Here is a 23,950-nt window from a genome sequence, read left to right as displayed (position 1 = left end):
CTCCAGATAGGTGGTGCGCTCTCCCGCCAGCAGCAGGTCCGCCGCGCCGCCGCCTCCGTCCGGGGAAAGCCCGGTGACGGCGGCAAAGGCCCTGGCGTATTCCTCCAACCCGGCGGCGAGCATGAGGTGGCGGCACACGGTGAGGGAATCGGCGGCGGCAAGGGCGTCCTCCGCGTTCTTGACCATGCGCGCCTTGCCGGAAAAGCTGAAGCGGTCCGTGGCCACGGGTTTGCGCAGCACCTCGTGGCTGAGCGGATTGGCGCGCAGCTGGCTGCCGCCCTGGGTGCTCACGGCGTAGGCCAGGGCTAGGCCGTAGCCGCCGCGCGGATCGTAGCCGGGCAGGTCCAGGCCCTTCACGTGCATGGCCAGTTCCGGGCGGCGCTGGTCCGCGGCGTAGCGCGCCGCGCCCTGGCCCAGCTCCCGACCCAGAGCCCCTTGCGGCCCCTCGCCCGTGGCCATGCCGAGCAACAGCGCCAGCACCTGGTCCGGCTCAAAGTCGCACCCAGAAACCTCCCGATGGCAGGCCAGGGCCGAGGCCGCGCTCACGGGGTCCAGCCCCAGGCAGGCGCAAAAGTCATTGGCGCGCAGGGCCAGCTCCGGCATGCGGTTGCCGATGAGCGCCGTGAAATGGCTCAAGGCCTCGTATTCCGGCAGGGGACGGCCATCGCCGGAAAGGGCCTTGCACTGCACCGGGCAGCCGGGACAGCCCCGGCGCACGGGGTGGTAGCGTTCGGCCAGGGCGTGGGCGTTCAGCCCGGCCGAGTCCACGAAGTGCGTGCGCGAGAAATTGTCCGTGGGCATCATGCGCCGGGAATCCATGAGGTCGAACAGGCTGCGCGTGCCGTAGCGGGCGAAGCCGTGCTGGCCCATGAGCGCGGGCGAGGCGTTCACCAGACGCAGGATGTCCTCGCAGGCTGCGGCCAGCCCTTGAGGATCGGCCACGGATACCGAGCCCGTGCCGCACACGGCGATGTACTTGAGGTTCTTGGCCCCGGCCACCAGGCCCAGGCCGCAGCGCGCGGCGCTGTGGTGCGCGTCCGCCAGGATGGAGGCGAAACTGCAGCGGTTCTCCGCCGCCGGGCCGGTGGCGGCGATGGCTCCTGATGGCCGCGAGGCGCGCAAACGGGTGAACACGTCCGGCGTGGGCAGCCGGGAAAGGGAGGTGGCGTCGGTGACGCGCACGCTGGCGTCGTCGATCTCGATGCCGGAGAGCCTGCGCGCCCGGCCGGTGACGACCAGGGCGTCATAGCCCGCGTGCTTCAGCTCCAGGCCCAGGCGGCCGCCCAGGCTCGCGTCGCCCACGGCCCCGGTGAGGGGCGAGCGGCTGACCACATGGCAGCGGCTGCTGGCCGGGGCGTCGGTGCCGGTCAAGGGTCCAGCGGCGATGACCAGGGGCAGGTCCGGGTCGTCCCAGGCCAGGGACTCGCAGCGGGAGACGGACAGGCTGCGCAGGAAGTGCGCGCCCAGGCCGCGCCCGCCCAGGTATTCCAGGCGCACGCGCTCCGGCAGGGGCTGCGCCGCGCTTTTGCCCGTGTCCAGGTTCACGAGCAGCACCCTCCCGGTCCAACCAAACAGCTCTCCGCTCATGGTGCGCGCGCTCCTTCGTCAAAATCGCGGCAAGAATAACCGCAGGCGAATGCGGCTTGACCCCGTGGCCGAAAGAAGTATGCTCTGCCGCCAGGAATCGCAAGGCCCAAGCACCTTGCGGGCCAGAGCAGCAGGAGGGCACCGGTGGCGCAGGACAAAAAGGAAGAAATTGACGTTTCGCGGCGCAGGCTGCTGTTCGGATTCCTGGACCGCGCGCGCGGCGCCGAGGCTGCTCCCATGGCCGCGGCCTCAAAAACAGCGCCCATGCTGGCCCAGGCCAACACGTCCTTCGCGGCGGCGGACTTCACCACGGCCGCTGGCCTGTATAAGAGCTTCCTGCAGGCCGAGTCTGACAACGCCGAGGCCCGCCAGCGCTACGGCGAGTGCCTGTACCGCCAGGGGCAGTACATCCAGGCCAAGGTGGAGTTCGAACGCCTGCTGCAGAAGGACCGCAAGAACAACCGGGCCATCCTGTTCCTGGGCCTGGTGCTGGCCCGGCTGGACCGTGTGCAGAAGGCCGCCGTGGTCTGGAAGCTCTTCTTCGATCCGCACAGCGTGCCGCTCTCGCGCGAGCTGAACCTGCAGATCGCCCTGGTGGAGACCGCCGCCGAGGACCAGCTGCCCGCCGCCGCCGCAGTGGCCGAGGCCGTGGAGCGCGTGCTGGACCAGCCCAAGACCGCCTAGTTGTCCTTTTTCTCCGCGCCCGCCTGCTTGCCGGCCAGCTCGGCCACGCGGGCGCGGATGTAGCCCGCCGCCACGTCGGCCATCTGGGCGCTCACGCCCTCCTCGCCCTGCACGCTCTGGCCGAAGGCGCACAAGTCCTCGCTCATCTGGCGCTCCATGCGCTCCGACTCCAGGAACATGACAAAAATCAGCGCCAGGGCCGCGCCGTTCTCCTCGCTGCCGTCGCAGAGCACGCGCAGCTGCTCTTCGCTTGCGGTCTCGAACAGGCGCGCGGCGAACATGCCGATCCAGCGGCGGTACAGCGAGGGCATGAGCGGCGGCACCATCAGGGACAGGGTGTCGGCGGCGGCAAGGTCGGCGGCGGCCTGGGTCAGGGCCAGGTAGTCCCGCAGGGCCTCGGCGCGGCGGGCCTCGTCCTGGGACACGCGGGCCATGATGACCTCGGTCATGTGGGCGCGCATGGCCTTCTTCAGTTCTGGATCCTGCACGAGGCTCTCCGCCGGAGCGGAGGCCGGAACGTCTTTGGCGCTGGACATGGGCTTCTCCTGTGCTGGGCTTTGGGGCGCGAGGGGTATGGCTTTCGGCCGGGTCGATTTCCTGGCCGGGCCAATTTTCTGGCTAGACAGAGCCTCTGGCCGGGGCTTCACCTGCGCGCGCAAAGGGAGTATCACCGCCACGTGCTGCTGGCAATGCGGCCAGCACGGCACAACATCACCTCTTTTCCGCCGGAGACGCGTGTGACCGACCCCCTTGTGCAACTGCTGCCCCTGGCCAAGGTGCTCTTCGCCTTCGGCGTCATGCTGGCGGGCCTGCGCCTGCGCCAGCCTTTGTGGCTCTCCGTCCTCGCGGGCGGGCTGGTCCTCGCGCTCTCCTTCCACATGCCCGTGTTGGCCTGGGCGCAAGTGGCCGCGCTGTCCATGTTCCAGCGCGAGACCATCTACCTCGTGCTCATCCTGGCGCTGATCCTGTTCCTTTCCGAAGTGCTGGAGAAAAGCGGCCAGACCAAGCGGCTGATGCAGGCCGCCACGGGCTTTCTGGCCGATCCCAAGCTGCGCCTGGCCTTCTTCCCCGCCCTGGTGGGCTTTTTGCCCATGCCCGGCGGCGCGGTGTTCTCCGCGCCCCTGGTGCGCGACATGGCCGACGAGCTGGGCCTTGCGCGCCGCGACACGGCCCTGGTGAACTACTGGTTCCGGCACCTGTGGGAGCTGTGCTGGCCGCTCTACCCCGGCATCATCCTCACCTCGTCTCTGGCCGGGGTGCCGCTGGCGCGGCTCATCGTGTACACCAGTCCGTGCATCCTTCTGTGCATGGCGCTCGGCTGGCGCTTCATCATGCGCCCGGCCACGGCGCACCTTGCGGGCGCGCAGCCCCAGGCGGAGGCCCCGCGCGACATCCGCGCCGCCCTGTACGAGGGCCTGCCCATGCTCATCGCCATCTGCTGCGGCCTGGGCTTCGAGGTGGGCATGACCTTCCTCGCGCCGGATTTGCCCTTTGAGCTGGGCATCATGGCCGCGCTCTTGCTGGCCATCTCCTGCGCGCTCATCCAGAACCGCGTGGGCCCGGGCTTCGTGGCCGGGGTGCTGCGCGACAAGGAACTGTACCGGCTGGTGGCGCTGGTGGTGTCTGTGCTGGTGTTCAAGGACGTGCTGCAGGCCTCCGGCGCGGTGGAACAGCTGGCCAGCGTGGCCTCCGGCCCGGGCGCGCTCTTCGCCCTCACCCTCTGCCTGCCCTTTCTGGTGGGGCTCATCTCCGGCATCACCGTGGCCTTCGTAGGCGCCACCTTCCCCATCATCCTGGGCGTGCTGCACAATGTCGGCGCAGCCACGGGCGTGGAAATCCCGCTGCTGCCCTACCTGACGCTGGGGCTCTTCGCGGGCTTCACCGGGGTCATGGTCTCGCCCCTGCACGTGTGCTTCATCCTGTCCTGCCAGTTCTTCGGCGCGGACATCGGCCCCACGTGGCGGCGGCTGCTCATGCCCTGCGGGCTGCTGCTGGGGTGCGGAATCGGCTGGTTTCTGCTGTTGACGCGCGTGTTCTAAAGCCCGGCAAGCACCCAGCGCCACAGGGGCAGGGTGAGGAAGGCCAGCGGCGTGCCCACGCTGACCAAAAGCGAGGCCAGCTTTGGGTCCAGGCCGTTGTCCGTGGCCAGGATTCCGCCCAGCACCATGGGCGGCATGGCCGCCTCGAACACCGCCACCTGGGCCACGGGCCCCGTGTTGCCAAAGCCGAACACGATGACCCCGAGCATCAAGAGCGGGGCCAGCACCAGCTTGTAGGCCAGGCCGAGGGCCAGGGGCCTGCCCGCGCCCTTGGGCGGCTTGAGGGCAAGCCCCAATCCGACGGAAAAGAGCGAAAGCGGCACAAGGGTCATGCCGATGTGCCCCAGGCCCTTGAGCAGCCAATCGGGAAGCACCACGCCGCGCAGGGCCAGGCCCAGCACCAGGGCCTGGAAGGGCGGGAAGGAGAACACCCGCTTGAGGGCCAGCCAGACCTGTTTGGCCGGGCCGCCTTCCCGGCGTTCAAAGGGCGAGAGGTGCGCGGCCAGCAGCACGCCGGGAATCGCCAACACCAGGGAGGTGCCGGGGCTGTCGCACAGAAAGGCCACGTAGACCAGCTCATGCCCGAAAAAGGCCTCGATCATGGGCAGGCCGATGAAGACCACGTTGCTGAGCGCCGTGGTGAGCATCAGGCAGCCGAAGGTCTCCCGCGTGAGGCCGAAGAGCCGCTTGGCCAGGCCGAAGAAGGCGAGGCCCCCGGCGAAGATGATCCAGGCCATGCTGGCAGGCAGGAGCATCTCGGCCGAGATGGGCATGTTGCGCGCGGCGATGAAGCACACGGCCGGGGCGGAAAGCTGGATGACCACGCCGGAGATGGTGCGGTCCGCGCCCTCTGGCAGCCTGCCCAGGCGGCGCAGCAATACGCCGAAGAGCAGGCAGGACACGGCGACGAAAAGGCTGTCCACCTAGGCCTGGACCTTCACGAAATCATACGCGCCCACGCCCTGCACCAGCAGGAAGCGGCAGGGCGTCGCGCCCGCGTTGGCCACGCGGTGCACGCGGCCCGGCTCCATGCGGCAGGGCGCGCCGGGCAACAGGCGGATGCTCTCCTCGGGTTCCCGCGCCTGCACCTCCACCTCGCCGTCCAGGCGGAAGGCCGTGTCCGCGATGACGCTGTGCCTGTGCCAGGGCGTGGCCTCGCCCGGGGCCAGGGTCATGAGCGTCACCCGCGCCTCCGGGGTCTCAAGGATGCTCTGCCGGGCGGAAATGCTGTAATGGGGCGAGGCGTCGCCCCCTTGTTTCTCGCTCATGGCTTACCCTCCAGGCTGATCTCGCCCCGCATGTACAGGGCCGCGCGTCCCGCGATGCGCACCCGCTCGCCCTTGAGCTCGCAGAAAAGCCGCCCGCCCCGGCGCGAGGCCTGGTAGGCGTTGAACTTCGTCTTGCCCAGGCGCTCGGCCCAGAAGGGCGTGAGCAGGCTGTGGGCCGAGCCGGTCACAGGGTCCTCCGGGATGCCCACCTCCGGGCAGAACACGCGGGACACGAAGTCGTACTCCCCGTCCGCATGGCCCTTGGCGCTGGCAATGTTGCACACGTAGGGCATCTCATGGAAGGCCGCGAGGTCGGGCTTCATGTTGCGGATCACGTCCTCGTCCCCGAACACGCACAAAAGGTCGCGCAGGGCCCAGGCCTCCAGGGGCTCGGCCCCGAAGGCGCGGCGCATGGCGTCCGTCACCTCCACGCGCTTTGGCGGCCAGGAGGGGAAATCAAGGGCCAGCAGGTCGCCGTCCTTCTCCACGAACAGGGGGCCGCTCTTGGACTCGAACCGGATGCGCGGGCCCGCAAAACCAAGCTCGTTGAAGACCACCCAGGCCGTGGCCAGGGTCGCGTGGCCGCAGAGGTCGATTTCAAAAGTGGGCGTGAACCAGCGCAGGCGGTACGCACCGGACCCGAGGGGCACGAAGAAGGCCGTTTCCGAAAGATTGTTCTCCTCGGCGATGGCGGCCAGGGTTTCGTCCGGCAGCCACTCGTCCAGCGGCACCACGGCCGCCGGGTTGCCGGAAAAAACGCCCTCGGCAAAGGCATCCACTTGATACAGCCGGTAGGTGCGGGTCATGCTTGTCCTCCTTTCGTGCGGCACGGCGGGCTGAAACGGCTACTCCGCCTTCAGGAACACGTCCGCCGGGGCCTCGCTGAGGCCCTCCGCCCGGCGCGCCTCGGCCATGAGCGCCAGCCCGGCGGCCTCGCCCTCGGACCCGATGTCCAGGCTGGCGTCGGTGACAAAGGTCTCGATGTGCCGGGCGATGACGCCCGGGTCCATCTCCTGGGCGTGCTCGCGGATGTACTGCGCCCCGGCCCCGGGGTGGGCGCGGGCGTGCTGCAGGCTTTCGCGGATGGCGTTGTCCACGGCGCGCGCCAGCCCAAGCCCCAGGGAGCGGCGCATGATGATGCAGCCCAGCGGAATGGGCAGGCCCCGGTCCTCCTCCCACCACGCGCCCAGGTCCAGCAGGCGCGAGAGGCCGTGCTCGGCAAAGGTGAAGCGGCCCTCGTGGATGACCACGCCCGCGGCGCAGGCGCCGGAAGCCACGGCGGGCATGACCTCGTCGTACACCAGTTCAACGATTTCCGGCGTGATGCCGCGTTCGCGGCATAAAAGGCCGAAGATGAGGTTGGCCGTTGTGCGGCGGCCTGGAATGGCCACGCGCTTGCCGTCCAGGTCTTCCAGGCGGTCGCAGGCCTTGCTCACCAGCACCGGGCCCACGCCCCGGCCCAGTGCCCCGCCCGCGCGCAGCACGCGGTACTCGTCCAGCACGCCGGCGGCGGCGGCCACGGAGACCTTGCAGATGTCCGGCGCGTGTTTGGCCGCGGCCTCGTTCAGGCGCTCCACGTCGGCCAGGGCGATGTCGAGTTCCGCGCCGGGCACGCGCACCAGACCGGCCGCCAGGGCGTGGAAGATAAAGGTATCGTTGGGACAGGGCGAATAGTGCAGGGAAAGGCGCATGGAAGGCTCCGGGCAAAGGGGATTGTGTTGTGAAGTTCAGTGGCGAGGTTGACAGGCCGGGCCTGCGGGCATACGAATGACCACCCGGTCACTTGACGGATATACTACTCCCCCAGCCCCGCAGAGGCAAGCGCAAGCACATGGACACTCCCCGCGACACACCCCGGCAAACCTTCGACAACCTGGACCCGCACAAGCGTGGCCGCGTGCTTGAGGAGTCCCTGGCCGAGTTTGCCGAGCACGGGTACCATCAGGCCAGCGTGAACCGCATCGTGGGCCGCCTGGGCATCGCCAAGGGTTCGCTGTTCCAGTACTTCGGCAGCAAGGAAGGACTTTTCCGACACCTGTTCACCCGCGCGCTGGACGAGATCAAGGCACCCCTCAAAGCCATCCGCGACGCGGACACGGGCGAGGCCTTTCCCGCGCGCCTGCGCCGGGTTTTTGTGGAGGGCGCGGCCTTTGCCCGCGCGCATCCGCTCATCTGGCGGGTGTACCGGCGCATGGTCACCCAGGACGACTTTCCCATGCGCGCCATGCTGCTTTCCCAGGTGCGCGGCGAGGCCCTGACCTACTTCCGCGAGTTGGTGGAAGGCGGACAGGTGCGCGGCGAGATCCGCCCGGAGGTGGACCCGCTGGCCGCAGCCTTCCTCATCGAGGCCGCCCTGGACCGGGCCCTGACGGCCCAGGACTCCGCCCTGCTGGACGCTGGCTACGGCCTTTCCCTGGACGACGAAAACATACGCCAAGACCGCCTGGCGGCCCTGGCCGACATCTTGAGCCGGGGCCTTGCGGTCCCCACAGGAGACCAGAATGTCCCCACACGCCAACACGATTGACGAGAAACGCTTCGCCGCCCTCGGCCTGACGGACATCGCCCGCAAGGTCGTCGCCGGGGAGCGCCTGAGCATCGAGGACGGCCGCAGGCTCTTTGCCTGCCCGGACGTGACCGCCGTAGGCGCGCTGGCGCACTTCCGCCGCACGCAACTGCACGGCGACAAAGCCTTCTATGTGGTCAACCGGCACATCAACTACACCAACGTCTGCGTCAACGCCTGCGCCTTCTGCGCCTACCAGCGGGAGAAAGGCCAGGAGGGCGGCTTCGAGCTTTCCATAGCCCAGGCCGTGGAGCGCCTCAAAAACGCGCCCCTGCCCCCGCGCGAAGTGCACATCGTGGGCGGCTGCCACCCGGACCTGCGCCTGTCCTTCTTCGTGGATCTGCTCTCCACCGTGCAGCGCGAATTCCCGGGCGCCACGCTCAAGTGCTTCACCGCCGTGGAGATCGCCCACTTCGCCACACTTGAGGGCATCAGCACGCGCGAGGTGCTGCAAATCCTGAAGGACGCAGGCCTGGCCATGCTGCCCGGCGGCGGGGCGGAAATCTTCGAGCCCTCGGTGCGCAAGCGCATCTGCCCCAGGAAGTCCACGGCCGAGGAGTGGTTGCGCATCCATGGGGAAGCGCATGAACTGGGTTTGGCGACGAACTGCACCATGCTCTTCGGCCACCTGGAATCCATCGACGACCGGCTGGACCACCTGGACCGCCTGCGCCGGCAGCAGGACCTGTCCGTGGCAAACGGCACGGACGGCTTTACCTGCTTCATCCCCCTGCCCTTTCAGACCGAGAACAACGCCATCCGGGTGGAGAAGCCCCTCACCGGCGTGGACGAGCTCAAGACCATCGCCATAAGCCGCCTCATGCTCGACAACATCCCGCACATCAAGGCCTACTGGGTGATGCTGACCGTGAAGCAGGCGCAAGGAGCCCTCTTCTTCGGGGCCGACGACCTGGACGGCACCGTGGTGGAGGAGAAGATCGGCCACATGGCCGGGGCCACCAGCGAACAAGGCCTGACCAAGAGCCAGCTTGAGGCCATGATCCGCGGCATGGGCCTGACGCCGGTGGAGCGGGACGCGCGTTTCAGGCCGGTGTCGCAGCCGAAGGACGAGGCCAAACCCTGGACCGACGCACCCTCGTCCTCCACCCTGCAGGGCCTGCTGGACGCCGCCGCGGCCGGGGCCAGGCTGGACTTCGACACCGCCCGCGCCTTGTATAAACACGCCGATCTGCACGCCCTGGGACACGCCGCGCACCAGGTGCGCCTGCGCAAGCATCCGGAGCCCATGGTGACCTATGTGGTGGACCGGAACATCAACTACAGCAACGTCTGCGTATGTGCCTGCCGCTTCTGCGCCTATTTCCGCGCCCCGGGCGACAAGGACTGCTTCGTGCTCTCCTTCGAGGAGATCGGCAAGAAGATCGAGGAGACCATCGCCCTGGGCGGCACGCAGATCCTCATGCAGGGCGGGCACCACCCGGACCTGCCGCTCTCCTGGTACGAGGACATGCTCGCCTTCATCAAGGACGGCTACCCCATCCATGTGCACGCCTTTTCCCCGCCGGAGATCGTCCATTTCGCCAAGGTCAGCGGTTTGACCACCGCCCAGGTCATTGCGCGGCTCAAGGCCGCCGGGCTCGACTCCATCCCCGGCGGCGGGGCGGAGATTCTTGTGGACGAGGTGCGCTCCAAGGTTTCGCCCAACAAATGCCCAGCCGGGCAGTGGCTTTCCGTCATGGAGGAGGCCCACGCCCAAGGCCTGCGCACCACGGCCACCATGATGTTCGGCCACGAGGAGGCGGAGGACGACCGCCTGCGCCACCTGTTCAATGTGCGCGAGAGCCAGGACAGGACGGGCGGCTTTACGGCCTTCATTCCCTGGACCTTCCAGCCGGAAAACACCAACATTGTGGCCCGGCAGCTCACCAGCGTGGAGTACCTGCGCCTGCTGGCCCTCTCGCGCCTGGTGCTGGACAACGTGGATAACGTGCAGGTGTCCTGGGTAACCATGGGCCCGAAGATCGCACAGCTCGCGCTCTTCTTCGGCGGCAACGACTTCGGCTCCACCATGATCGAGGAGAACGTGGTGCGCGCGGCCGGAGTGTCGTTCCGCCTCACGCGCGAGGAAATCGACGCCCTGGTGCTGGCGGCCGGGTTCACGCCCCGGCAACGGCGCATGAACTACCAACTGGTGCCGCAAAACGGCGAGACTGACGCCACGGGGGGCCTGGCCTGATGAACGCCTCCTGCACTCACGTCCGTCCGATCAAGCTGGGCCGCATCGGCTATTTGAATGTGCTGCCCCTGCACTACCCGTTGGAACAGGGCATCCTCACCCCGGAATGGGCAGGTGGCTTCGAGCTCATCGCCGGACCGCCGGCGGAGCTGAACGTCCTCATGGACCACGGCAGGCTGGATCTGTCCGGCTGCTCGTGCATCGAGTACGCCCGGCACCCGGAAAAGTACTTCATCGTGCCGGACCTGGCCATCGGCAGCCGGGGCCCGGTGCAGAGCGTGCTGCTGCTGTGCCGCACAAGGCCCGAAGACCTGGACGGGACCACCATCCTGGCCAGCGCCCAGTCCCATACCTCGGCCGCGCTGGTGGACTTGCTGCTCCGGCAGCACATCGGCGTCACCCCGCGTTATGAGACCGGCGACGCCACGGCCCTGCTCAAAAGCGGGCAGAGGCCGGAGGCCATCCTGTGCATCGGAGACGAGGCGCTGAACCTGCGCCGCCACCCGGACTACCCGTATCGCATGGACCTAGGCGAGGCTTGGCGAGAATGGACGGGCCTGCCCTTCATCTTCGGTTTATGGATAGCCAGCCGCGAGGCCGTGCGCACGCGCGCCGCAGAGGTTGCCGCTGGCGCACGCCTGCTCATCGAAGCCAAGAAATGGGGCCAGGCGCACCTGGATCGCATTTCCGCCGTAGCCGCGCCCAGCAGCATTCTGACCGAAGCGGAGATGCGCTCGTACTTCGACGGGCTGGTGTATGATCTGGGCGAGGAGGAACTGTCGGGCCTCAGACTGTTTTACGAGCGGCTGGCCGGGGCGGGCGTCATCCCGGCCGTTCCGGAGCTGTGCTTTCTGCCGCTGGACTAAGCGCGTGATTCGCCAGCCGGGCCAGCAATGAAAAAGGGCCGCCTCGCAACTGCAAGGCGGCCCTTATCTGTGGCGCGGGCTCGTTAGCCCTTGGTGGCGTTACGCACGTGCTCAATGAACAGGCTGGCCGCGGGGAGCAGCTCGCGCCCCTGGCGCAGGATGAGATAGAAGGAGCGTTCCAGCTTCTGGGCCATCACGTCCAGGCACACCAGCTCGCCACGGTCCAGGTAAGGCTGCGCGGCGAGTTTGGAGACCACGCTGACGCCAAGGCCCGAACGCACACACTGGATGGCCGCCTCGGTACTCTCCACCCACAAGCTCACCTTGAGGTCGCTGATGGGAATGCCCGCGCCCTTGAGCAGGGTTTCCATGAAGCGCCTGGTGCCGGACCCGCGTTCGCGCAGGATCCAGGGCCAGGAGCGCAGCTCACGGAGGCTCTTGGGCTCCGGCTTGCCTTCGCTCAGACAGGGGGCGGTGACCATGACGAGCTCGTCGCGGTGCAGCGGATAAGAGGCGATGCCCTGCTGTTCCGGCTGCGAGCCGACGATGCCAAGTTCCAGCCGGCCCTGCCCCACTTGGCGGATGATGGAGTCCGTGTCTCCGATGGTCATGTGCACGCGCAAGGACGGGTACAGGCCAAGAAAAGTCTTGAGCAGATTCGGCAGGATATAGTTGGCCGGAATGGTGCTGCCGCCAAGGAGCAGGTCGCCCACGACCATGTCGCGCAGGAGCCCGATTTCGGAGTTGATGCGCCCCACCTGCTGAAAAACCTGTTTGGCGCCACGGTACAGCACTTCCCCTGCCTGCGTGGGCAACACAGTGCGCCCAAGGCGATCGAAGAGCGGGACGCCAAGTTCTTCTTCAAGGTTGGCGACGTGCGCGCTGATGGTGGGCTGCGAAAGCTGAAGCTCGAGCCCGGCCTTTGAAAAGCTTTTCAATTCATAGACCTTGCAAAAGGCCTCAAGTTTTCGGAAATCCATTCCCTACCTCCGATATCAAAGAGACATAGCATTTAGCATACCTATAGCGCAAGACAAAAAAAAGGACGGCGAACCGTCCTTTTTTAAACGCTGTGCTTACGCCAGCACCTAGGAGAGAGCCTACTCGGCGGCTTTTTCCTCGGCCTTGGCGGCGGGTTCGGCAGCGGCCTTCTCGGCGAGCTTGGTCAGCTCGAAGATGACCATGGGAGCGCTGTCGCCCACGCGGGGCTGGGAGAGCTTCACGATGCGGGTGTAACCGCCCGCGCCGCCGGTGAAGCGGGGGCCGACTTCATCAAACAGGCGCTTGACGAGCTGGTGGTTGCCCAAAACCTTGAAGGCCTGGCGACGCGCAGGCAGGTCGTTCTTCAGGGCCAGGGTGATGAGGCCGTCCACCACGCCGCGCAGTTCCTTGGCCTTGGCCTCGGTGGTGCGGATGGTTTCGTAAGTCATGACGGCCCGGGCCATGTTCTTGAACATGGCGCTACGGTGGGAGCTATTGCGGTTGAGCTTACGCCCGGACTTGTTATGCCTCATTTCTTTCTTTCCTCTTGAGCAGTTCCTGGAATTTTTTCTCAAGGACCTCGTCGGTCATGCCAAAGCGCAGGTCCATGCTCTCCAGAACGCGACGGATCTCATCCAGGGACTTGCGGCCAAAGTTCTTGGTCTTGAGCATGGCGGCCTCGGTGCGCTGGACCAGTTCACCCACGAAGGCGATGTTCGCGGCCTTCAGGCAGTTGGTGGCGCGAACCGACAACTCAAGCTCGTCGATGCTCTTGAGCAGGTTCGGATTGAGATCCATGTCAAGGTCGGTGCTCTTCTTCTTGTCCGAGGACTGCTCGTCGAAGTTGATGAACACGCTCAGCTGGTCCTTCAGGATCTTGGCGCTGTAGGCCACCGCGTCCTCGGGGGACAGGGAGCCGTCGGTCCAAACCTCAAGCAGCAGCTTGTCGTAGTTGGTCATCTGGCCAACGCGGGCCTGCTCCACCATGTAGGCGACCTTTCTCACGGGGGAGAAGCTCGCATCCATGGTGATGAGGCCGATCTCGTCGTCCAGTCCCTCGTGCATTTCGGAGGGCACATAGCCCTTGCCCATGCGCACCTCAAGCTCCATGCGCAGTTCGCGGTCCTCGGAGAGGGTGGCGATGGGCTGCTCAGGATTCAGGACGCGCACGTTCTGATTTTCCTTGATGTGGACGGCGGTCACCGGGCCTTTCTTCTTGGCTTCCAGCACGAGCTTCTGCGGCTCGACGCTGGTCATGGCCAGGCGGACCTGCTTGAGGTTGAGGATAATCTCGGTGACATCCTCAAGCACGCCCTTGACCGTGGTGAATTCGTGCTGCACGCTTTCGATGCGGACGGCGACGATGGCCGCGCCCTGCAGCGAAGACAACAGCACGCGCCGGAGCGAGTTGCCAATGGTTGTGGCAAATCCGCGCTCCAGGGGCTCGCACACGAATTTCCCGTACATGTCCGTGGACTTGGGGTCGCGCGCGAGCTGCTCCGGCCTCACCAGCTCGGACCAGTTGCGTGTATTGATAAGCTTGTCGCCGTTTTGAATAAGCATGCCTACACCTGCTTATTTGGAGTACAGTTCGACGATGAGCTGCTCATTGATCGGGAACTGGATGTCTTCCCGGGTCGGCAGAGCCTTCACAACGCCCTTGAAAGAGGCGCCGTCGCTCTCGAGCCAAGAAGGGCAGCCACGACGGGCGATGACTTCCTGAGCCTCGGTGATGACCGGGACCTTACGGCTCTTCTCGCGCACCTCGATGACATCGCTCGGGCGCACCTGCAGAGACGGAATGTTCACCTTGCGGCCATTCAGGCTGAACAGGCCGTGACGCACCAGCTGGCGGGCCTGATCGCGCGAATTGGCGAAGCCCAGGCGGTAGATCACGTTGTCCAGGCGACGTTCAAGCAGGATCAGCAGGTTGGCGCCGGTGACGCCTTTCTGGGATTCCGCACGCTTGAAGTAGTTGCGGAACTGACCCTCGAGAATGCCGTACATGCGACGCACACGCTGCTTTTCACGCAGCTGCACGGCGTAGTCGGACAGCTTCTTGCGAAGCTTGCCGGCAAAACCAGGGGCGTACGGACGGCGCTCATAGGCGCACTTGTCCGTAAAGCAACGGTCGCCTTTGAGGAAAAGCTTCTGGCCTTCGCGGCGGCAGAGCCTGCATTTCGCTTCGGTATAACGAGCCAAGTTGTTCCTCCTTGGGTCTTAGACGCGACGGCGCTTGGGAGGCCGGCAGCCGTTGTGCGGGATGGGGGTCACGTCGCGGATGAAGCTGACCTTCATGCCCACGTTGTTGATGGCGCGCATGGCGGCCTCACGCCCGGACCCGGGGCCCTTGACGAAGATGCCGACCAGACGCATGCCGCAATCCTGGGCCTTGCGGGCGGCGGTTTCGGCGGCGATCTGCGCGGCAAACGGGGTGCTCTTGCGGGAGCCCTTGAAGGAGGCGCCAGCGCTGGCCCAGCTCACCACATTGCCCTTCAGGTCGGTGAAGCTGATGATGGTGTTGTTGAAGCTGGCATGCACGTGGACCAAGCCAACGGGTATGCTCTTCTTCTCTTTCTTTTTCCCTGTGCGACGGGGTTTAGCCATGTCTGTCCTCGCTTCGCCCGCAGGCGATCATATCATTCGGAAAAGCACGGACACCATGATTGCTCATGGCGTCCGAGATTTGTTTCCTTCGGGAAGGATCACCGCCTACTTGGCGGGAGCCTTCTTCTTGCCCATCACGGTGCGACGCGGTCCCTTGCGGGTGCGAGCATTGGTGTGGCTGCGCTGTCCACGCACGGGCAAGCCCTTGCGATGGCGAAGGCCACGGTAGCAGCCAATGTCCATCAGGCGCTTGATGTTCTGCGTCACGTCGCGACGCAGGTCACCTTCGACTTTGTGGTTGGCCTCGATCTCCACGCGAATGAGGTTAACTTCCTCATTGGAGAGAACGTCGGTATTCTTTGTCCAATCGATTCCGACGGTGTCGAGAATCGAAAGCGCTGTCGTACGGCCAATGCCGTAGATATACGTCAGCGCGATGTCCAGCCGCTTGTTTCTGGGCAGATCAACGCCAGCAATGCGAGCCACTCTTGTACCCCTCTCTTAACCCTGGCGCTGCTTGTGGCGGGGATCCTCGCAGATAACCCGCAAAACGCCGCGCCGACGGATGATTTTGCACTTGGGACACATCTTCTTCACGGAAGGCCGTACTTTCATGCCCTACTCCACTTGCTCGGCTCCTTACGTAAAGGTGCCGTTCTACACAGTATGCTTGGCCAGAGGCCGAGCGTTAACGACCAATCTTAAGACGGAGGAAAATATATGCGTTGCCGAAAGAACGCAAGCATTTTCTAATCACTGACCGTCAAAATAACCGGTCCATCAGGGGTCACCGCCACGGTATGCTCAAAATGGGCGGCGAGCTTCCGGTCCTTGGTCACCGCTGTCCAGCGATCCTCCAAGATATCCACATCATAACTGCCCTCGGTGATCATCGGCTCGATGGCCAGGCACATGCCAGGCTTGAGCGTCACACCGGCAAGCCCGCGGGGTACGAAGTTCGGAATCTCAGGCTTCTCGTGCAGCTTGACACCAATGCCATGCCCCACAAAACGCCGAACAACGCCGAAACCAGCATCCTCGCAGTGAGTCTGGATGGCGGCGGAAACGTCGTAGAGGTTCGCTCCGCTGCGTACCTGGGCAATGCCCAGATCCAAGGACTCTTTCGTCACATCCATAAGGCGTTTAGCAACAGGGCTTACAACTCCCACAGCGAAGGTCCTTGCGGAATCGCCGTGGAAACCCTGGTACACCACGCCCATATCAATGCTTACTATGTCTCCCTCCTTGAGAATATGCTCAGTGGAGGGGAACCCGTGCACGATGACCTCGTTCACGGAGCAGCAGATTGCGTACTGGAAGCCGAGGTAGCCCAAAAATGCGGGCTTCACCTTGAACTCATCGCACATTCTGCGAGCGATGTCTTCAAAGACCATGGTCGGCACGCCGGGTTTCACGGCTTTGCCAATCTCATCCAAGATACAGGACACTATGCGCCCGGCCTCACGCATGAGGCCAAGCTCCTTCTCATTCTTGAGAAAGATGCCGCGTGCCTTTTTCAATTACTGCCTGCCCTTGATGCGGGCCTTGCCTCCGCCCATCAGACCTTCGTACTGACGGGAGATGAGGTACGACTCGATTTTGCCCATGAAGTCCATGGCCACGCCCACCACGATGAGCAGACTGGTGCCGCCAAAGTAGAAGGGAATGTTGAACTGGCTGATGAGCAGCATGGGCAGAACACAGATAACGGACATATAGATGCCGCCCCAAAGGGTGATGCGGGCGAGCACCTTGTCGATGTACTCACGGGTCTTCGCGCCCGGACGAATGCCCGGAATGAACCCGCCCTGCTTCTGGATGTTCTCGCTGATGCCCTTGGGATCAAAGAGAATGGCCGTGTAGAAGTAGGCGAAGAACAGGATAAGCGCGATGAACAGGACATTATAGATGATCGACGAAGGCGTCATGTGCTGCGAGATCTGCTTCAGCCACTCAACGCTGGAGAAGTTCGCCAGCGTGGCCGGGAAGAGCAAAATGCTCGACGCGAAGATCGGCGGAATGACGCCCGCCACATTGATGCGCAAAGGCAGATGCGTGGTCTGGCCACCCACCATCTTACGGCCGAGCATGCGCTTGGCGTAGTGGATGGGGATGCGGCGCTGACCGCGCTCCACGAAGACGATGAAGACCAGCACGGCGCCCATGAGCGCCAGGATGAGCAGGAGCATGATGAGCGAAAGCTCGCCCGCGCTCACCAGCCGGAAGGTGTTCACCAGCGCCGAAGGCAAACCAGCCACGATACCGGCGAAGATGATCATGGAGATGCCGTTGCCGATGCCCTTCTGGGTCATCTGCTCACCCAACCACATGAGGAACACGGTGCCCGCGGTCAGAGTGACCATGGTCACCAGGCGGAAACCCCAGCCTCCGAAGAGGACCAGGGACTGCCCGGTGGGACTCATCATGCTCTCCAGGCCCACGGCGACGCCGAGACCCTGGATGCAGGTGATGAGCACCGTGCCGTAGCGCGTGTACTGGGTGATTTTCTTACGGCCCTCCGCGCCCTCCTCCTTAGACAACCGCTTGAGCTCGGGGCTCACCACGGTCAGCAACTGGAGGATGATGGACGCGGAGATATAGGGCATGATGCCCAGTGCGAAAATAGACAGTTTTTTCAAGCCGCCGCCAGAGAACATGTCAAACAGGCCGAACAGGGTGTTCGAAGCACTGTTGAAGAACTCCGTCAGAGCATGGCTGTCCACGCCCGGCACCGGGATATGGATCCCGAGGCGGTACACGGCCAGAAGAACGAAGGTCCAGAGGAGCTTTTTCTTCAGCTCGGGCAGGCGGGCGAGATTTTCAACACCGGAGAGCGCCACAGTTGATTAACCTTCCAGAGCCTTGACGGTTCCGCCAGCCTTGGTGATCTTCTCCACAGCGGCAGCGCTGAAGCGATGAGCCTCGACGCTGACTTTCACGGCCACGTCGCCGCGGGAGAGGATCTTCAGCGGAGCGCCGGCCTTGCACAGGCCGCGTTCGTAGATCGCCTCAAGGGTGATCTCGGTGGCGCCGGGGAAGGCCGCAAGCAGGTGGTCGAGGTTAATGGCCTCGTACACCACACGGTGCGGGTTCTTGAAGCCACGCTTGGGCAGACGGCGGGCCAGAGGCATCTGGCCGCCTTCGAACCAAGCAGGACGGCCGCCGCCGGAGCGGGAGTTCTGGCCCTTGTTGCCGCGCCCGGAGGTGCAGCCGGAGCCGGAGCCGGGACCGCGGCCAACGCGCTTGCGCTGGGCGTATTCTTCCGGGAAGGGATACAGTTCGTGCAGTCTCATGACTTGGTCACCTCAACCAGGTGCTTCACTTTCTCGACCATGCCCGCAACAGAAGGGGCTTCCTCAAACGTATTTTCCTGCCGGATGCGCTTGAGGCCCAGAGCGTCCAGCGTCTTGCGCTGAGCGGGCGAACAACCGATGCGGCTGCGGAGGAGTTTAATCGTAATCACGGCAAACCTCGTATGTGAACCCGGCGAGCGGGGTTCTTACTTCCTGGGAGTGGACAGCGTCTTGCCGCGCAGGTCGGACACGCTCTCGGCGCTGCGCAGGGAAGCCAGGCCACACATGGTGGCACGCAGCACATTGTGCGGGTTGCACGTGCCGATGGCCTTGGTCAGGATGTCGTGGATGCCCACGGCCTCCATGACCGCGCGCACCGGGCCGCCGGCGATGATGCCGGTACCGCGGCTGGCGGGCTTCAGCATGACGCGGCCAGCGCCGAAGCGGCCAAGGACTTCGTAGGGCAGCGTGCCGTCAAGCACGGGCACGGTGATCATGTCCTTGCGGGCGCGGTCAGTGGCCTTGCGGATGGCTTCGGGGACTTCGTTGGCCTTGCCAAGGCCGTAACCGACCTTGCCCTGACCATCGCCCACGACCACCAGGCAGCTGAAGCTGAACCGACGGCCGCCTTTGACGACCTTGGCCACGCGGTTCAAGTACACGATCTTTTCGATGAAACCGGAATCGTTCTGTTCCATGTCAACCCACCCTAGAATTTGAGGCCGCCCTCGCGGGCGCCGTCTGCAAGGGCCTTGATACGGCCGTGGTAGATGTAGCCGTTGCGGTCGAAGACCACGGCCTCGATGTTCTTGGCTTTGGCCTTCTCGGCAATATCCTTGCCGACGATGGCCGCACCCTCGCGGTTGGCGCGAGCCGTCTGTCCCGCGCGGGACAGAACGAGAGTGGAAGAACTCGCCAGAGTGGCGCCCGTCTCGTCGTCGACGAGCTGAGCGTAGATGTGCACGTTGGAGCGGAACACCACCAGACGGGGCTTCTGCTCGGTGCCGTTCACCTTTTTGCGGATGCGCAGCTTTCTGCGAGCCCGCGCTTGTTCTTTGGTCATCTTCATAGCCGCACTCCGCTATTTTTTGGAACCGGACTTGCCGGCCTTACGCCTGATGTGTTCTTCCGCGTACTTGATGCCCTTGCCCTTATACGGCTCGGGCGGGCGCACACGACGAATCTGCGCGGCCACTTCGCCCAAAAGCTGCTTATCGATGCCGGTCAAATTCAGCTTGCTGCCGTCAACCGCCGCATCAATGCCCTGGGGCAGGGGGAACTCCACCGGGTGCGAAAAGCCCACGGTGAGCACAACCTTTTTGCCCTGGACAGCGACCTTGTAACCAACGCCGATGACCTCAAGGGTCTTCTGGAAACCCTTAGTGACGCCTTCGATGCAGTTGGCCAGAAGGGTACGGCGCAGCCCGTGCTGGCTGCACGCCACACGGGTGTCGTCCACGCGATTGACCGTGATCTCGGAGCTTTCCACCACGTAGGTGACGCTCGGATGCACGGGGGTGGACAAGGAACCCTTGGGGCCCTTGATCTGCACGGCTTCAGCGCCGACTTTCACCTCCACCCCGGCAGGGATGGGAACAGGTTTTTTCCCGATTCGAGACATGACTGACCTCTTTTACCAGATTTCACACAGAAGTTCGCCACCGATCTTCTCGGCGGCGGCCTGTCCGCCCGCGAGCAAGCCGCGGGAAGTGGACAGGATGCAGATCCCCAGGCCATTCTGGACCTTGGGGATGTCCTCGACGCCGACGTACACGCGGCGTCCCGGGGTGCTGACCTTCTTCAGGCCGCTGATGGCGGGTTTGCCGCCGGCGTACTTGAGGGTCAGCTTGAGCGAATTCTCAGCGCTCGCGCAATCAATGATGTAGCCCTCGGCCTTGAGGATCTCGGCGATGGCCGATTTCATCTTAGAGCCGGGCATTTCCACGGTAGAGTGGAAGGCGCCATGGGCGTTGCGGATGCGCGTGAGCATGTCGGCAATGGGATCAACGACAGACATTGTCAGTACTCCTTGGACTTACCAGCTGGCTTTGCGCACGCCGGGGAGTTCGCCAGCCAGGGACTTGTTGCGGAAACAGATGCGGCAGCAGCCGTACTTGCGCAAATACGCCCTGGAGCGACCGCAGATGGGGCAACGATTGTACGCCCGGACCTTGAACTTCGGCTTGCGTTGGGCTTTCACCCTGAGACTTGTCCTGGCCAAACCGGTTTCCTCCTATTTTTTGAAAGGCATGCCAAGGAGGTCGAGCAGAAGCTTGCCTTCCTTGTCCGTCTTCGCGGTGGTGGAGATGGTGATGTTCATGCCCTTGACCCTCTCCACCTTGTCGATCTCCAGTTCGAAGAAGATCGTGTGCTCCTTGATGCCCATGGTGAAGTTGCCGCGGCCGTCGAAGCCACGGTCAGGAACGCCACGGAAGTCGCGGACACGGGGCAGAGCAAAGGACACCAGCTTGTCGTAGAAGTCCCACATGCGCTCTCCGCGCAGGGTGACGCGGCAACCGACGGGCTGTCCCTCGCGCAGCTTGAAGGCCGCGATGGACTTTTTCGCCCGGGTGACCACGGCCTTCTGGCCAGCGATCTTGGTCAGCTCAATGACGGCTTCGTCGATGAGCTTGGCATTCTGGCTGGCTTCGCCGAGACCGATGTTCAGGGAGATCTTCTCAACGCGAGGGATCTCCATGTTGCACTTGTAGCCGAACTCTTTTTTGAGCTCAGCCACCACGCGCTCGTTGTAATCTTTTTCAAGCCGTCTCATGGGGCACACCTACTGGATGGTTTCGTTGCACTTCTTGCAGAAGCGAACTTTCTTGCCGTCCTCGTTCACCCGGTAACCGACGCGGGTGGCCTTGGCGCAGGCGTTGCAGACCACAGCGACGTTGGAAACGTGCACCGGGGCTTCCTTTTCCACAATCCCGCCAGGCTGATTGGCGTAGGGATTGGCCTTGGTGTGACGGCTGACCTTGTTGGCGCCTTCGACAAGGACACGGTCCTTCTTGCGAAGGATCTTGATCACTTTGCCGATCTTGCCCTTGTCTTTGCCGGCAAGGATCATGACCTTGTCGTCTTTCCGAATCTTGCAGTTCATGATGCTATCCTTTCGTCCCAATACCAGAAGCTACAGTACTTCCGGGGCCAGGGATACGATCTTCATAAAGTTCTTCAGACGCAGCTCGCGAGCGACGGGCCCGAAGATACGGGTGCCCAGGGGCTCATTGGCGTTGTTCAGAAGAACGGCGGAGTTGCTGTCGAACTTGATGTAGGAACCGTCGGGACGGCCCACTTCCTTGCGGGTGCGCACAACAACGGCCTTCATCACGGCGCCCTTCTTCACTTTGGAATGGGGCATGGCGTCCTTCACGGACACCACGATGATGTCGCCCACGGAGGCGTAACGACGCTTGGAGCCGCCGAGCACCTTGATGCAGCACACCAGCTTGGCGCCGGAGTTGTCGGCGACGTCGAGATTGGTTTCGCTCTGGATCATGGCTACACCTACACCGCTTTCTCAACAATTTTGGACAGATGCCAACGCTTGCGGGCGCTCATGGGGCGATGCTCGATGATGGTCACGGTATCGCCGATGCCGCAGTCGTTGTTGGGGTCATGGGCCATAAACTTCTTGCGGCGACGGATGTACTTCTTGAACAGGGGGTGCTTCACAAGGGTGGCAACGCTGACCACGATGGTCTTGTCGCCCTTGTCGCTCACCACGGTCCCGGTCAGGGTGCGCCGGTTGCTTTCGTGAGTGGTTTCAGCCATTGGCTTATGCTCCCAGTTCGCGCTGACGCTGAACGGTCAGGATGCGCGCGATGACTTTCTTGACAGCGGGAATGCGCTGCGTGTTCTCCAGCTGCGCGGTGGCATGCTGGAAGCGCAGGTTGAAGAGCTCCTTGCGGAACTCGGCCAGCTTGGCGGACAGCTCGGCGGCGTCCAGGGCGCGGATGTCTTTCACGTTCATTACTCAGCCCCCTCCTTCACCACGATGACCGTCTTCACAGGCAGCTTGTGCATGGCGCGGGTAAGCGCCACTTTGGCCACCTCAAGCTCGACACCTTTGACTTCGTACAGGATGCGCCCGGCGCGGACCGGAGCGGCCCAACCCTCGGGAGCGCCCTTGCCGGAACCCATGCGGGTTTCAGCGGGCTTCTTGGTGACCGGGTAGTCCGGGAACATGCGAATCCAGACCTTACCGCCGCGCTTGATGTGGCGCATGATGGCGATACGGGCGGCCTCGATCTGCTGACTGGACAGCTTGCCGGGCTCCAGGGTCTTCAGGGCCACGTCGCCGAAGGCGATGGTGCTGCCCTTAACGGCAGGCCCCTTGATCCGGCCCTTCTGCTTCTTCCGGTATTTCAGTTTTTTAGGAGACAGCATTACTTACCTCTCTCGTCGAGAATCTCACCCTTGAAGATCCACACCCGCACACCGATGATACCATAAGTGGTTTTAGCGGTGGCGTAGCCGAAGTCGATGTCGGCGCGCAGGGTGTGCAGGGGCACGCGGCCGTCGCGGTACCACTCGGAGCGGGCGATTTCGGCGCCGGCCAGGCGGCCAGCGCAGGCAACCTTGATGCCCTCGGCTCCGAACTTGCGGGACAGGGCGACCGTGCGCTTCATGGCCCGGCGGAAGGCCACGCGGCGTTCCAGCTGGGTCGCGATGCTCTCGGCCACGAGCTGGGCCTCGACCTCGGGACGGCGGATCTCATTCACCTCGATGGTGATGTCGCAGCCGAACTCCTTCTTCAGGTCGTCGCGCAGCTTTTCAATCTCCGCGCCCTTGCGGCCGATGACAATGCCCGGACGGGCGGTGTGCAGCACAAGGCGCACCTTGCCACCAGCGCGCTCGATCTCGATCTTGGCGAGACCCGCGTGGTAGAGCTTCTTCTTGACGTACTTACGGAGCTGATCGTCCTGGAGCACGAAGGCCGGATAGTCCTTCTTGCTGAACCAGCGGGAAAGCCAGTTCTTGTTGTAACCCAGGCGGAACCCGATCGGATGTACTTTCTGACCCATGGCGCCCCCCTACTTTTCCTTCACGATGACGGTTATGTGGCTGGTGCGCTTATGGATCCGGTAAGCACGGCCCATGGCGCGCGGCATGATGCGCTTCCACGACGGGCCTTCGTTCACCATCACATTGCCGACCACGAGGGCGTCCACGTCGCAGCCGGGCATCTGCCCAGCGTTGGCGATGGCCGAATACAACACCTTGCTGATGAGCTGAGCCGACTTTTTGGGCGTGAACTTCAGGATGTTCAGCGCATCCTCAACGGGCTTGCCCTTGATGTTCTCCGCCACGATGCGCACCTTGCGCGCGGAAACGCGCAGGTACTTGGCGATAGCTTTGGCTTCCATTGGTTACGCTCCCCTACTTGCCCTTGGCTTTCTTGTCCGCGGCGTGACCGAAGAAGGTGCGGGTGGGCGAAAATTCGCCCAGCTTGTGCCCGACCATGTTCTCGGTGACGAACACGGGAATGAACTTCCGGCCATTGTGGACGGCGAAGGTGAGCCCGACCATTTCCGGAAGTATGGTCGACCGGCGGGACCAGGTTTTGATGACGCGACGGTCCTTGTTCTCGGTCGAAGTCTCGATCTTCTTCTGAAGATGACCGTCGACGAACGGACCCTTTTTGATAGATCTGGCCATGTTCTACTCCTACTTCTGCCCGCGGCGCTTGACGATGAGCTTCGAGGACGACTTCTTCGGCTTGCGGGTCTTGTAACCCTTGCTCGGCATGCCCCACGGGGAACACGGATGCCGACCGCCGGAGCTCCTGCCTTCGCCACCGCCCAACGGGTGGTCGACCGGGTTCATGGCCACGCCGCGCACTTCAGGGCGCTTGCC

General features: G+C 64.1%; 36 protein-coding genes and 1 pseudogene. 5 read left to right on the top strand and 32 right to left on the bottom strand.

What is annotated here, in order from left to right; translation table 11 throughout:
* Positions 1–1,587, bottom strand: a 1,587-nt coding sequence (locus VN419_RS06530) for an aldehyde ferredoxin oxidoreductase C-terminal domain-containing protein (RefSeq protein WP_325645690.1), incomplete at its 3' end; no start/stop codon positions are given.
* A gap of 144 nt (positions 1,588–1,731) precedes the next feature.
* On the opposite strand from VN419_RS06530, the gene VN419_RS06525 reads away from it, so the two are divergent.
* A complete protein-coding gene (locus tag VN419_RS06525) occupies positions 1,732–2,271 on the top strand; it encodes a tetratricopeptide repeat protein (protein WP_325645688.1) in 540 nt (179 codons plus the stop codon).
* On the opposite strand, the gene VN419_RS06520 is transcribed toward VN419_RS06525, so the two are convergent.
* Entirely contained in the window at positions 2,268–2,807 is a 540-nt protein-coding gene (locus VN419_RS06520) for a hypothetical protein (protein WP_325645685.1), read from the bottom strand. The two genes, VN419_RS06525 and VN419_RS06520, sit on opposite strands and share 4 nt — an antisense overlap.
* 201 nt (positions 2,808–3,008) lie before the next feature.
* On the opposite strand from VN419_RS06520, the gene VN419_RS06515 reads away from it, so the two are divergent.
* Positions 3,009–4,310, top strand: coding sequence for a DUF401 family protein (locus tag VN419_RS06515; protein WP_325645683.1), 1,302 nt, complete (start codon positions 3,009–3,011; stop codon positions 4,308–4,310).
* Here the strand turns inward: VN419_RS06515 and VN419_RS06510 are convergent.
* The 4 genes from VN419_RS06510 to VN419_RS06495 are packed head-to-tail and all read right to left on the bottom strand — an operon-like array spanning position 4,307 to position 7,269.
* Positions 4,307–5,233, bottom strand: coding sequence for an AEC family transporter (locus VN419_RS06510; RefSeq protein ID WP_325645681.1), 927 nt, complete (start codon positions 5,231–5,233; stop codon positions 4,307–4,309). The two genes, VN419_RS06515 and VN419_RS06510, sit on opposite strands and share 4 nt — an antisense overlap.
* Positions 5,234–5,578 (bottom strand): cupin domain-containing protein, encoded by a 345-nt coding sequence (locus tag VN419_RS06505; RefSeq protein WP_325645679.1) that lies wholly within the window; start codon positions 5,576–5,578, stop codon positions 5,234–5,236. It abuts the gene before it with no gap.
* Positions 5,575–6,384: a PhzF family phenazine biosynthesis protein gene (locus VN419_RS06500; RefSeq protein WP_325645677.1), complete on the bottom strand. Its 810-nt coding sequence runs from the start codon at positions 6,382–6,384 to the stop codon at positions 5,575–5,577. Before VN419_RS06500 ends, VN419_RS06505 begins: the two co-directional genes overlap by 4 nt.
* A gap of 39 nt (positions 6,385–6,423) precedes the next feature.
* On the bottom strand, positions 6,424–7,269 hold the full coding sequence (locus VN419_RS06495; protein WP_325645675.1) for a 1,4-dihydroxy-6-naphthoate synthase: 846 nt from the start codon (positions 7,267–7,269) through the stop codon (positions 6,424–6,426).
* A 140-nt stretch (positions 7,270–7,409) separates the two neighbouring features.
* Here VN419_RS06495 and VN419_RS06490 point away from each other — a divergent pair, with 140 nt between their 5' ends.
* The 3 genes from VN419_RS06490 to VN419_RS06475 are packed head-to-tail and all read left to right on the top strand — an operon-like array spanning position 7,410 to position 11,207.
* Entirely contained in the window at positions 7,410–8,105 is a 696-nt protein-coding gene (locus VN419_RS06490) for a TetR/AcrR family transcriptional regulator (RefSeq protein ID WP_325645673.1), read from the top strand.
* Positions 8,080–10,341 carry a cyclic dehypoxanthinyl futalosine synthase gene (mqnC, locus tag VN419_RS14575; protein ID WP_414652920.1) on the top strand — a complete coding sequence of 754 codons (2,262 nt, stop codon included), beginning with the start codon at positions 8,080–8,082 and terminating at the stop codon, positions 10,339–10,341. The genes VN419_RS06490 and mqnC overlap by 26 nt, the downstream gene beginning before the upstream one ends.
* Positions 10,341–11,207, top strand: a complete 867-nt coding sequence (locus VN419_RS06475) for a menaquinone biosynthesis protein (protein WP_325645671.1) — start codon at positions 10,341–10,343, stop codon at positions 11,205–11,207. Before mqnC ends, VN419_RS06475 begins: the two co-directional genes overlap by 1 nt.
* An 83-nt stretch (positions 11,208–11,290) precedes the next feature.
* On the opposite strand, the gene VN419_RS06470 is transcribed toward VN419_RS06475, so the two are convergent.
* The 26 genes and pseudogenes from VN419_RS06470 to rplB form a co-directional block, all read right to left on the bottom strand.
* Positions 11,291–12,187, bottom strand: a complete 897-nt coding sequence (locus VN419_RS06470) for a selenium metabolism-associated LysR family transcriptional regulator (protein WP_325645669.1) — start codon at positions 12,185–12,187, stop codon at positions 11,291–11,293.
* Positions 12,188–12,307: 120 nt separating this feature from the next.
* Positions 12,308–12,721, bottom strand: coding sequence for a 50S ribosomal protein L17 (gene rplQ / locus VN419_RS06465; RefSeq protein WP_325645667.1), 414 nt, complete (start codon positions 12,719–12,721; stop codon positions 12,308–12,310).
* Positions 12,711–13,751 carry a DNA-directed RNA polymerase subunit alpha gene (locus VN419_RS06460; protein ID WP_325645665.1) on the bottom strand — a complete coding sequence of 347 codons (1,041 nt, stop codon included), beginning with the start codon at positions 13,749–13,751 and terminating at the stop codon, positions 12,711–12,713. The genes rplQ and VN419_RS06460 overlap by 11 nt, the downstream gene beginning before the upstream one ends.
* Positions 13,752–13,763: 12 nt before the next feature.
* A complete protein-coding gene (gene rpsD / locus VN419_RS06455; RefSeq protein WP_325645663.1) occupies positions 13,764–14,390 on the bottom strand; it encodes a 30S ribosomal protein S4 in 627 nt (208 codons plus the stop codon).
* An 18-nt stretch (positions 14,391–14,408) separates the two neighbouring features.
* Entirely contained in the window at positions 14,409–14,795 is a 387-nt protein-coding gene (rpsK, locus tag VN419_RS06450; RefSeq protein ID WP_325645661.1) for a 30S ribosomal protein S11, read from the bottom strand.
* A 105-nt stretch (positions 14,796–14,900) separates the two neighbouring features.
* On the bottom strand, positions 14,901–15,281 hold the full coding sequence (gene rpsM, locus VN419_RS06445) for a 30S ribosomal protein S13 (RefSeq protein ID WP_325645659.1): 381 nt from the start codon (positions 15,279–15,281) through the stop codon (positions 14,901–14,903).
* A 15-nt stretch (positions 15,282–15,296) separates the two neighbouring features.
* Positions 15,297–15,410, bottom strand: a complete 114-nt coding sequence (gene rpmJ / locus VN419_RS06440) for a 50S ribosomal protein L36 (protein ID WP_089271614.1) — start codon at positions 15,408–15,410, stop codon at positions 15,297–15,299.
* A gap of 134 nt (positions 15,411–15,544) precedes the next feature.
* Entirely contained in the window at positions 15,545–16,315 is a 771-nt protein-coding gene (gene map, locus VN419_RS06435; RefSeq protein WP_325645655.1) for a type I methionyl aminopeptidase, read from the bottom strand.
* Positions 16,316–17,635 (bottom strand): preprotein translocase subunit SecY, encoded by a 1,320-nt coding sequence (secY, locus tag VN419_RS06430; RefSeq protein WP_325645653.1) that lies wholly within the window; start codon positions 17,633–17,635, stop codon positions 16,316–16,318. It lies immediately after the preceding gene.
* Between the two features lie 6 nt (positions 17,636–17,641).
* The gene (rplO, locus tag VN419_RS06425; protein WP_325645651.1) at positions 17,642–18,088 is read right to left on the bottom strand and encodes a 50S ribosomal protein L15; all 447 of its coding nucleotides are present in this window, start codon (positions 18,086–18,088) and stop codon (positions 17,642–17,644) included.
* A complete protein-coding gene (gene rpmD / locus VN419_RS06420) occupies positions 18,085–18,258 on the bottom strand; it encodes a 50S ribosomal protein L30 (protein ID WP_325645649.1) in 174 nt (57 codons plus the stop codon). The genes rplO and rpmD overlap by 4 nt, the downstream gene beginning before the upstream one ends.
* Before the next feature lie 36 nt (positions 18,259–18,294).
* Positions 18,295–18,786, bottom strand: a complete 492-nt coding sequence (gene rpsE, locus VN419_RS06415) for a 30S ribosomal protein S5 (protein ID WP_325645647.1) — start codon at positions 18,784–18,786, stop codon at positions 18,295–18,297.
* An 11-nt stretch (positions 18,787–18,797) separates the two neighbouring features.
* Positions 18,798–19,157 carry a 50S ribosomal protein L18 gene (rplR, locus tag VN419_RS06410; protein ID WP_325645645.1) on the bottom strand — a complete coding sequence of 120 codons (360 nt, stop codon included), beginning with the start codon at positions 19,155–19,157 and terminating at the stop codon, positions 18,798–18,800.
* Between the two features lie 12 nt (positions 19,158–19,169).
* A complete protein-coding gene (gene rplF, locus VN419_RS06405) occupies positions 19,170–19,709 on the bottom strand; it encodes a 50S ribosomal protein L6 (RefSeq protein ID WP_325645643.1) in 540 nt (179 codons plus the stop codon).
* Positions 19,710–19,721: 12 nt separating this feature from the next.
* Positions 19,722–20,105: a 30S ribosomal protein S8 gene (gene rpsH, locus VN419_RS06400; protein ID WP_325645641.1), complete on the bottom strand. Its 384-nt coding sequence runs from the start codon at positions 20,103–20,105 to the stop codon at positions 19,722–19,724.
* An 18-nt stretch (positions 20,106–20,123) separates the two neighbouring features.
* A complete protein-coding gene (locus VN419_RS06395; protein WP_089271632.1) occupies positions 20,124–20,309 on the bottom strand; it encodes a type Z 30S ribosomal protein S14 in 186 nt (61 codons plus the stop codon).
* Positions 20,310–20,321: 12 nt separating this feature from the next.
* Positions 20,322–20,861 (bottom strand): 50S ribosomal protein L5, encoded by a 540-nt coding sequence (rplE, locus tag VN419_RS06390; protein WP_325645636.1) that lies wholly within the window; start codon positions 20,859–20,861, stop codon positions 20,322–20,324.
* 9 nt (positions 20,862–20,870) lie between these two features.
* The gene (gene rplX / locus VN419_RS06385; RefSeq protein WP_371133088.1) at positions 20,871–21,191 is read right to left on the bottom strand and encodes a 50S ribosomal protein L24; all 321 of its coding nucleotides are present in this window, start codon (positions 21,189–21,191) and stop codon (positions 20,871–20,873) included.
* Between the two features lie 30 nt (positions 21,192–21,221).
* Positions 21,222–21,590 (bottom strand): 50S ribosomal protein L14, encoded by a 369-nt coding sequence (rplN, locus tag VN419_RS06380; protein ID WP_325645634.1) that lies wholly within the window; start codon positions 21,588–21,590, stop codon positions 21,222–21,224.
* Between the two features lie 8 nt (positions 21,591–21,598).
* A complete protein-coding gene (gene rpsQ, locus VN419_RS06375) occupies positions 21,599–21,865 on the bottom strand; it encodes a 30S ribosomal protein S17 (protein ID WP_305570696.1) in 267 nt (88 codons plus the stop codon).
* 4 nt (positions 21,866–21,869) lie between these two features.
* The gene (gene rpmC / locus VN419_RS06370; protein WP_325645631.1) at positions 21,870–22,064 is read right to left on the bottom strand and encodes a 50S ribosomal protein L29; all 195 of its coding nucleotides are present in this window, start codon (positions 22,062–22,064) and stop codon (positions 21,870–21,872) included.
* Positions 22,064–22,480, bottom strand: a complete 417-nt coding sequence (gene rplP / locus VN419_RS06365; protein WP_325645629.1) for a 50S ribosomal protein L16 — start codon at positions 22,478–22,480, stop codon at positions 22,064–22,066. The genes rpmC and rplP overlap by 1 nt, the downstream gene beginning before the upstream one ends.
* The gene (rpsC, locus tag VN419_RS06360) at positions 22,480–23,118 is read right to left on the bottom strand and encodes a 30S ribosomal protein S3 (RefSeq protein WP_325645627.1); all 639 of its coding nucleotides are present in this window, start codon (positions 23,116–23,118) and stop codon (positions 22,480–22,482) included. The genes rplP and rpsC overlap by 1 nt, the downstream gene beginning before the upstream one ends.
* Positions 23,119–23,127: 9 nt before the next feature.
* Positions 23,128–23,460: a 50S ribosomal protein L22 gene (rplV, locus tag VN419_RS06355; protein ID WP_325645625.1), complete on the bottom strand. Its 333-nt coding sequence runs from the start codon at positions 23,458–23,460 to the stop codon at positions 23,128–23,130.
* A gap of 13 nt (positions 23,461–23,473) precedes the next feature.
* Positions 23,474–23,752, bottom strand: coding sequence for a 30S ribosomal protein S19 (gene rpsS / locus VN419_RS06350; RefSeq protein ID WP_305570686.1), 279 nt, complete (start codon positions 23,750–23,752; stop codon positions 23,474–23,476).
* A 9-nt stretch (positions 23,753–23,761) separates the two neighbouring features.
* A pseudogene (gene rplB, locus VN419_RS06345) lies at positions 23,762–23,950 on the bottom strand (50S ribosomal protein L2); the annotation flags it as partial.

Source organism: Humidesulfovibrio sp. (assembly GCF_035560995.1).
Taxonomy (GTDB): Bacteria; Desulfobacterota; Desulfovibrionia; order Desulfovibrionales; family Desulfovibrionaceae; genus Humidesulfovibrio.
The sequence above is the reverse complement of the archived record's forward strand: the minus strand, read 5'-3'. Positions and strand labels throughout refer to the sequence as shown.

Excerpts from the sequence above, each read along its gene's own strand:
- rpsH (WP_325645641.1), bottom strand. The coding sequence starts at position 20,105 with ATGTCTGTCGTTGATCCCATTGCCGACATGCTCACGCGCATCCGCAAC.
- rpsE (WP_325645647.1), bottom strand. The coding sequence starts at position 18,786 with ATGGAACAGAACGATTCCGGTTTCATCGAAAAGATCGTGTACTTGAAC.
- VN419_RS06500 (WP_325645677.1), bottom strand. The coding sequence starts at position 6,384 with ATGACCCGCACCTACCGGCTGTATCAAGTGGATGCCTTTGCCGAGGGC.
- VN419_RS06475 (WP_325645671.1), top strand. The coding sequence starts at position 10,341 with ATGAACGCCTCCTGCACTCACGTCCGTCCGATCAAGCTGGGCCGCATC.
- VN419_RS06490 (WP_325645673.1), top strand. The coding sequence starts at position 7,410 with ATGGACACTCCCCGCGACACACCCCGGCAAACCTTCGACAACCTGGAC.
- rplR (WP_325645645.1), bottom strand. The coding sequence starts at position 19,157 with ATGAAGATGACCAAAGAACAAGCGCGGGCTCGCAGAAAGCTGCGCATC.
- rpsK (WP_325645661.1), bottom strand. The coding sequence starts at position 14,795 with ATGGCTAAACCCCGTCGCACAGGGAAAAAGAAAGAGAAGAAGAGCATA.
- rpsQ (WP_305570696.1), bottom strand. The coding sequence starts at position 21,865 with ATGGCTGAAACCACTCACGAAAGCAACCGGCGCACCCTGACCGGGACC.
- rpmC (WP_325645631.1), bottom strand. The coding sequence starts at position 22,064 with ATGAACGTGAAAGACATCCGCGCCCTGGACGCCGCCGAGCTGTCCGCC.
- rplN (WP_325645634.1), bottom strand. The coding sequence starts at position 21,590 with ATGATCCAGAGCGAAACCAATCTCGACGTCGCCGACAACTCCGGCGCC.
- VN419_RS06505 (WP_325645679.1), bottom strand. The coding sequence starts at position 5,578 with ATGAGCGAGAAACAAGGGGGCGACGCCTCGCCCCATTACAGCATTTCC.
- VN419_RS06495 (WP_325645675.1), bottom strand. The coding sequence starts at position 7,269 with ATGCGCCTTTCCCTGCACTATTCGCCCTGTCCCAACGATACCTTTATC.
- rplX (WP_371133088.1), bottom strand. The coding sequence starts at position 21,191 with ATGAACTGCAAGATTCGGAAAGACGACAAGGTCATGATCCTTGCCGGC.
- VN419_RS06460 (WP_325645665.1), bottom strand. The coding sequence starts at position 13,751 with ATGCTTATTCAAAACGGCGACAAGCTTATCAATACACGCAACTGGTCC.
- mqnC (WP_414652920.1), top strand. The coding sequence starts at position 8,080 with ATGTCCCCACACGCCAACACGATTGACGAGAAACGCTTCGCCGCCCTC.
- rplE (WP_325645636.1), bottom strand. The coding sequence starts at position 20,861 with ATGAGACGGCTTGAAAAAGATTACAACGAGCGCGTGGTGGCTGAGCTC.
- rplV (WP_325645625.1), bottom strand. The coding sequence starts at position 23,460 with ATGGAAGCCAAAGCTATCGCCAAGTACCTGCGCGTTTCCGCGCGCAAG.
- rpsC (WP_325645627.1), bottom strand. The coding sequence starts at position 23,118 with ATGGGTCAGAAAGTACATCCGATCGGGTTCCGCCTGGGTTACAACAAG.
- rplQ (WP_325645667.1), bottom strand. The coding sequence starts at position 12,721 with ATGAGGCATAACAAGTCCGGGCGTAAGCTCAACCGCAATAGCTCCCAC.
- rplP (WP_325645629.1), bottom strand. The coding sequence starts at position 22,480 with ATGCTGTCTCCTAAAAAACTGAAATACCGGAAGAAGCAGAAGGGCCGG.
- VN419_RS06520 (WP_325645685.1), bottom strand. The coding sequence starts at position 2,807 with ATGTCCAGCGCCAAAGACGTTCCGGCCTCCGCTCCGGCGGAGAGCCTC.
- rpsS (WP_305570686.1), bottom strand. The coding sequence starts at position 23,752 with ATGGCCAGATCTATCAAAAAGGGTCCGTTCGTCGACGGTCATCTTCAG.
- rplF (WP_325645643.1), bottom strand. The coding sequence starts at position 19,709 with ATGTCTCGAATCGGGAAAAAACCTGTTCCCATCCCTGCCGGGGTGGAG.
- rplO (WP_325645651.1), bottom strand. The coding sequence starts at position 18,088 with ATGAGACTGCACGAACTGTATCCCTTCCCGGAAGAATACGCCCAGCGC.
- rpmJ (WP_089271614.1), bottom strand. The coding sequence starts at position 15,410 with ATGAAAGTACGGCCTTCCGTGAAGAAGATGTGTCCCAAGTGCAAAATC.
- VN419_RS06470 (WP_325645669.1), bottom strand. The coding sequence starts at position 12,187 with ATGGATTTCCGAAAACTTGAGGCCTTTTGCAAGGTCTATGAATTGAAA.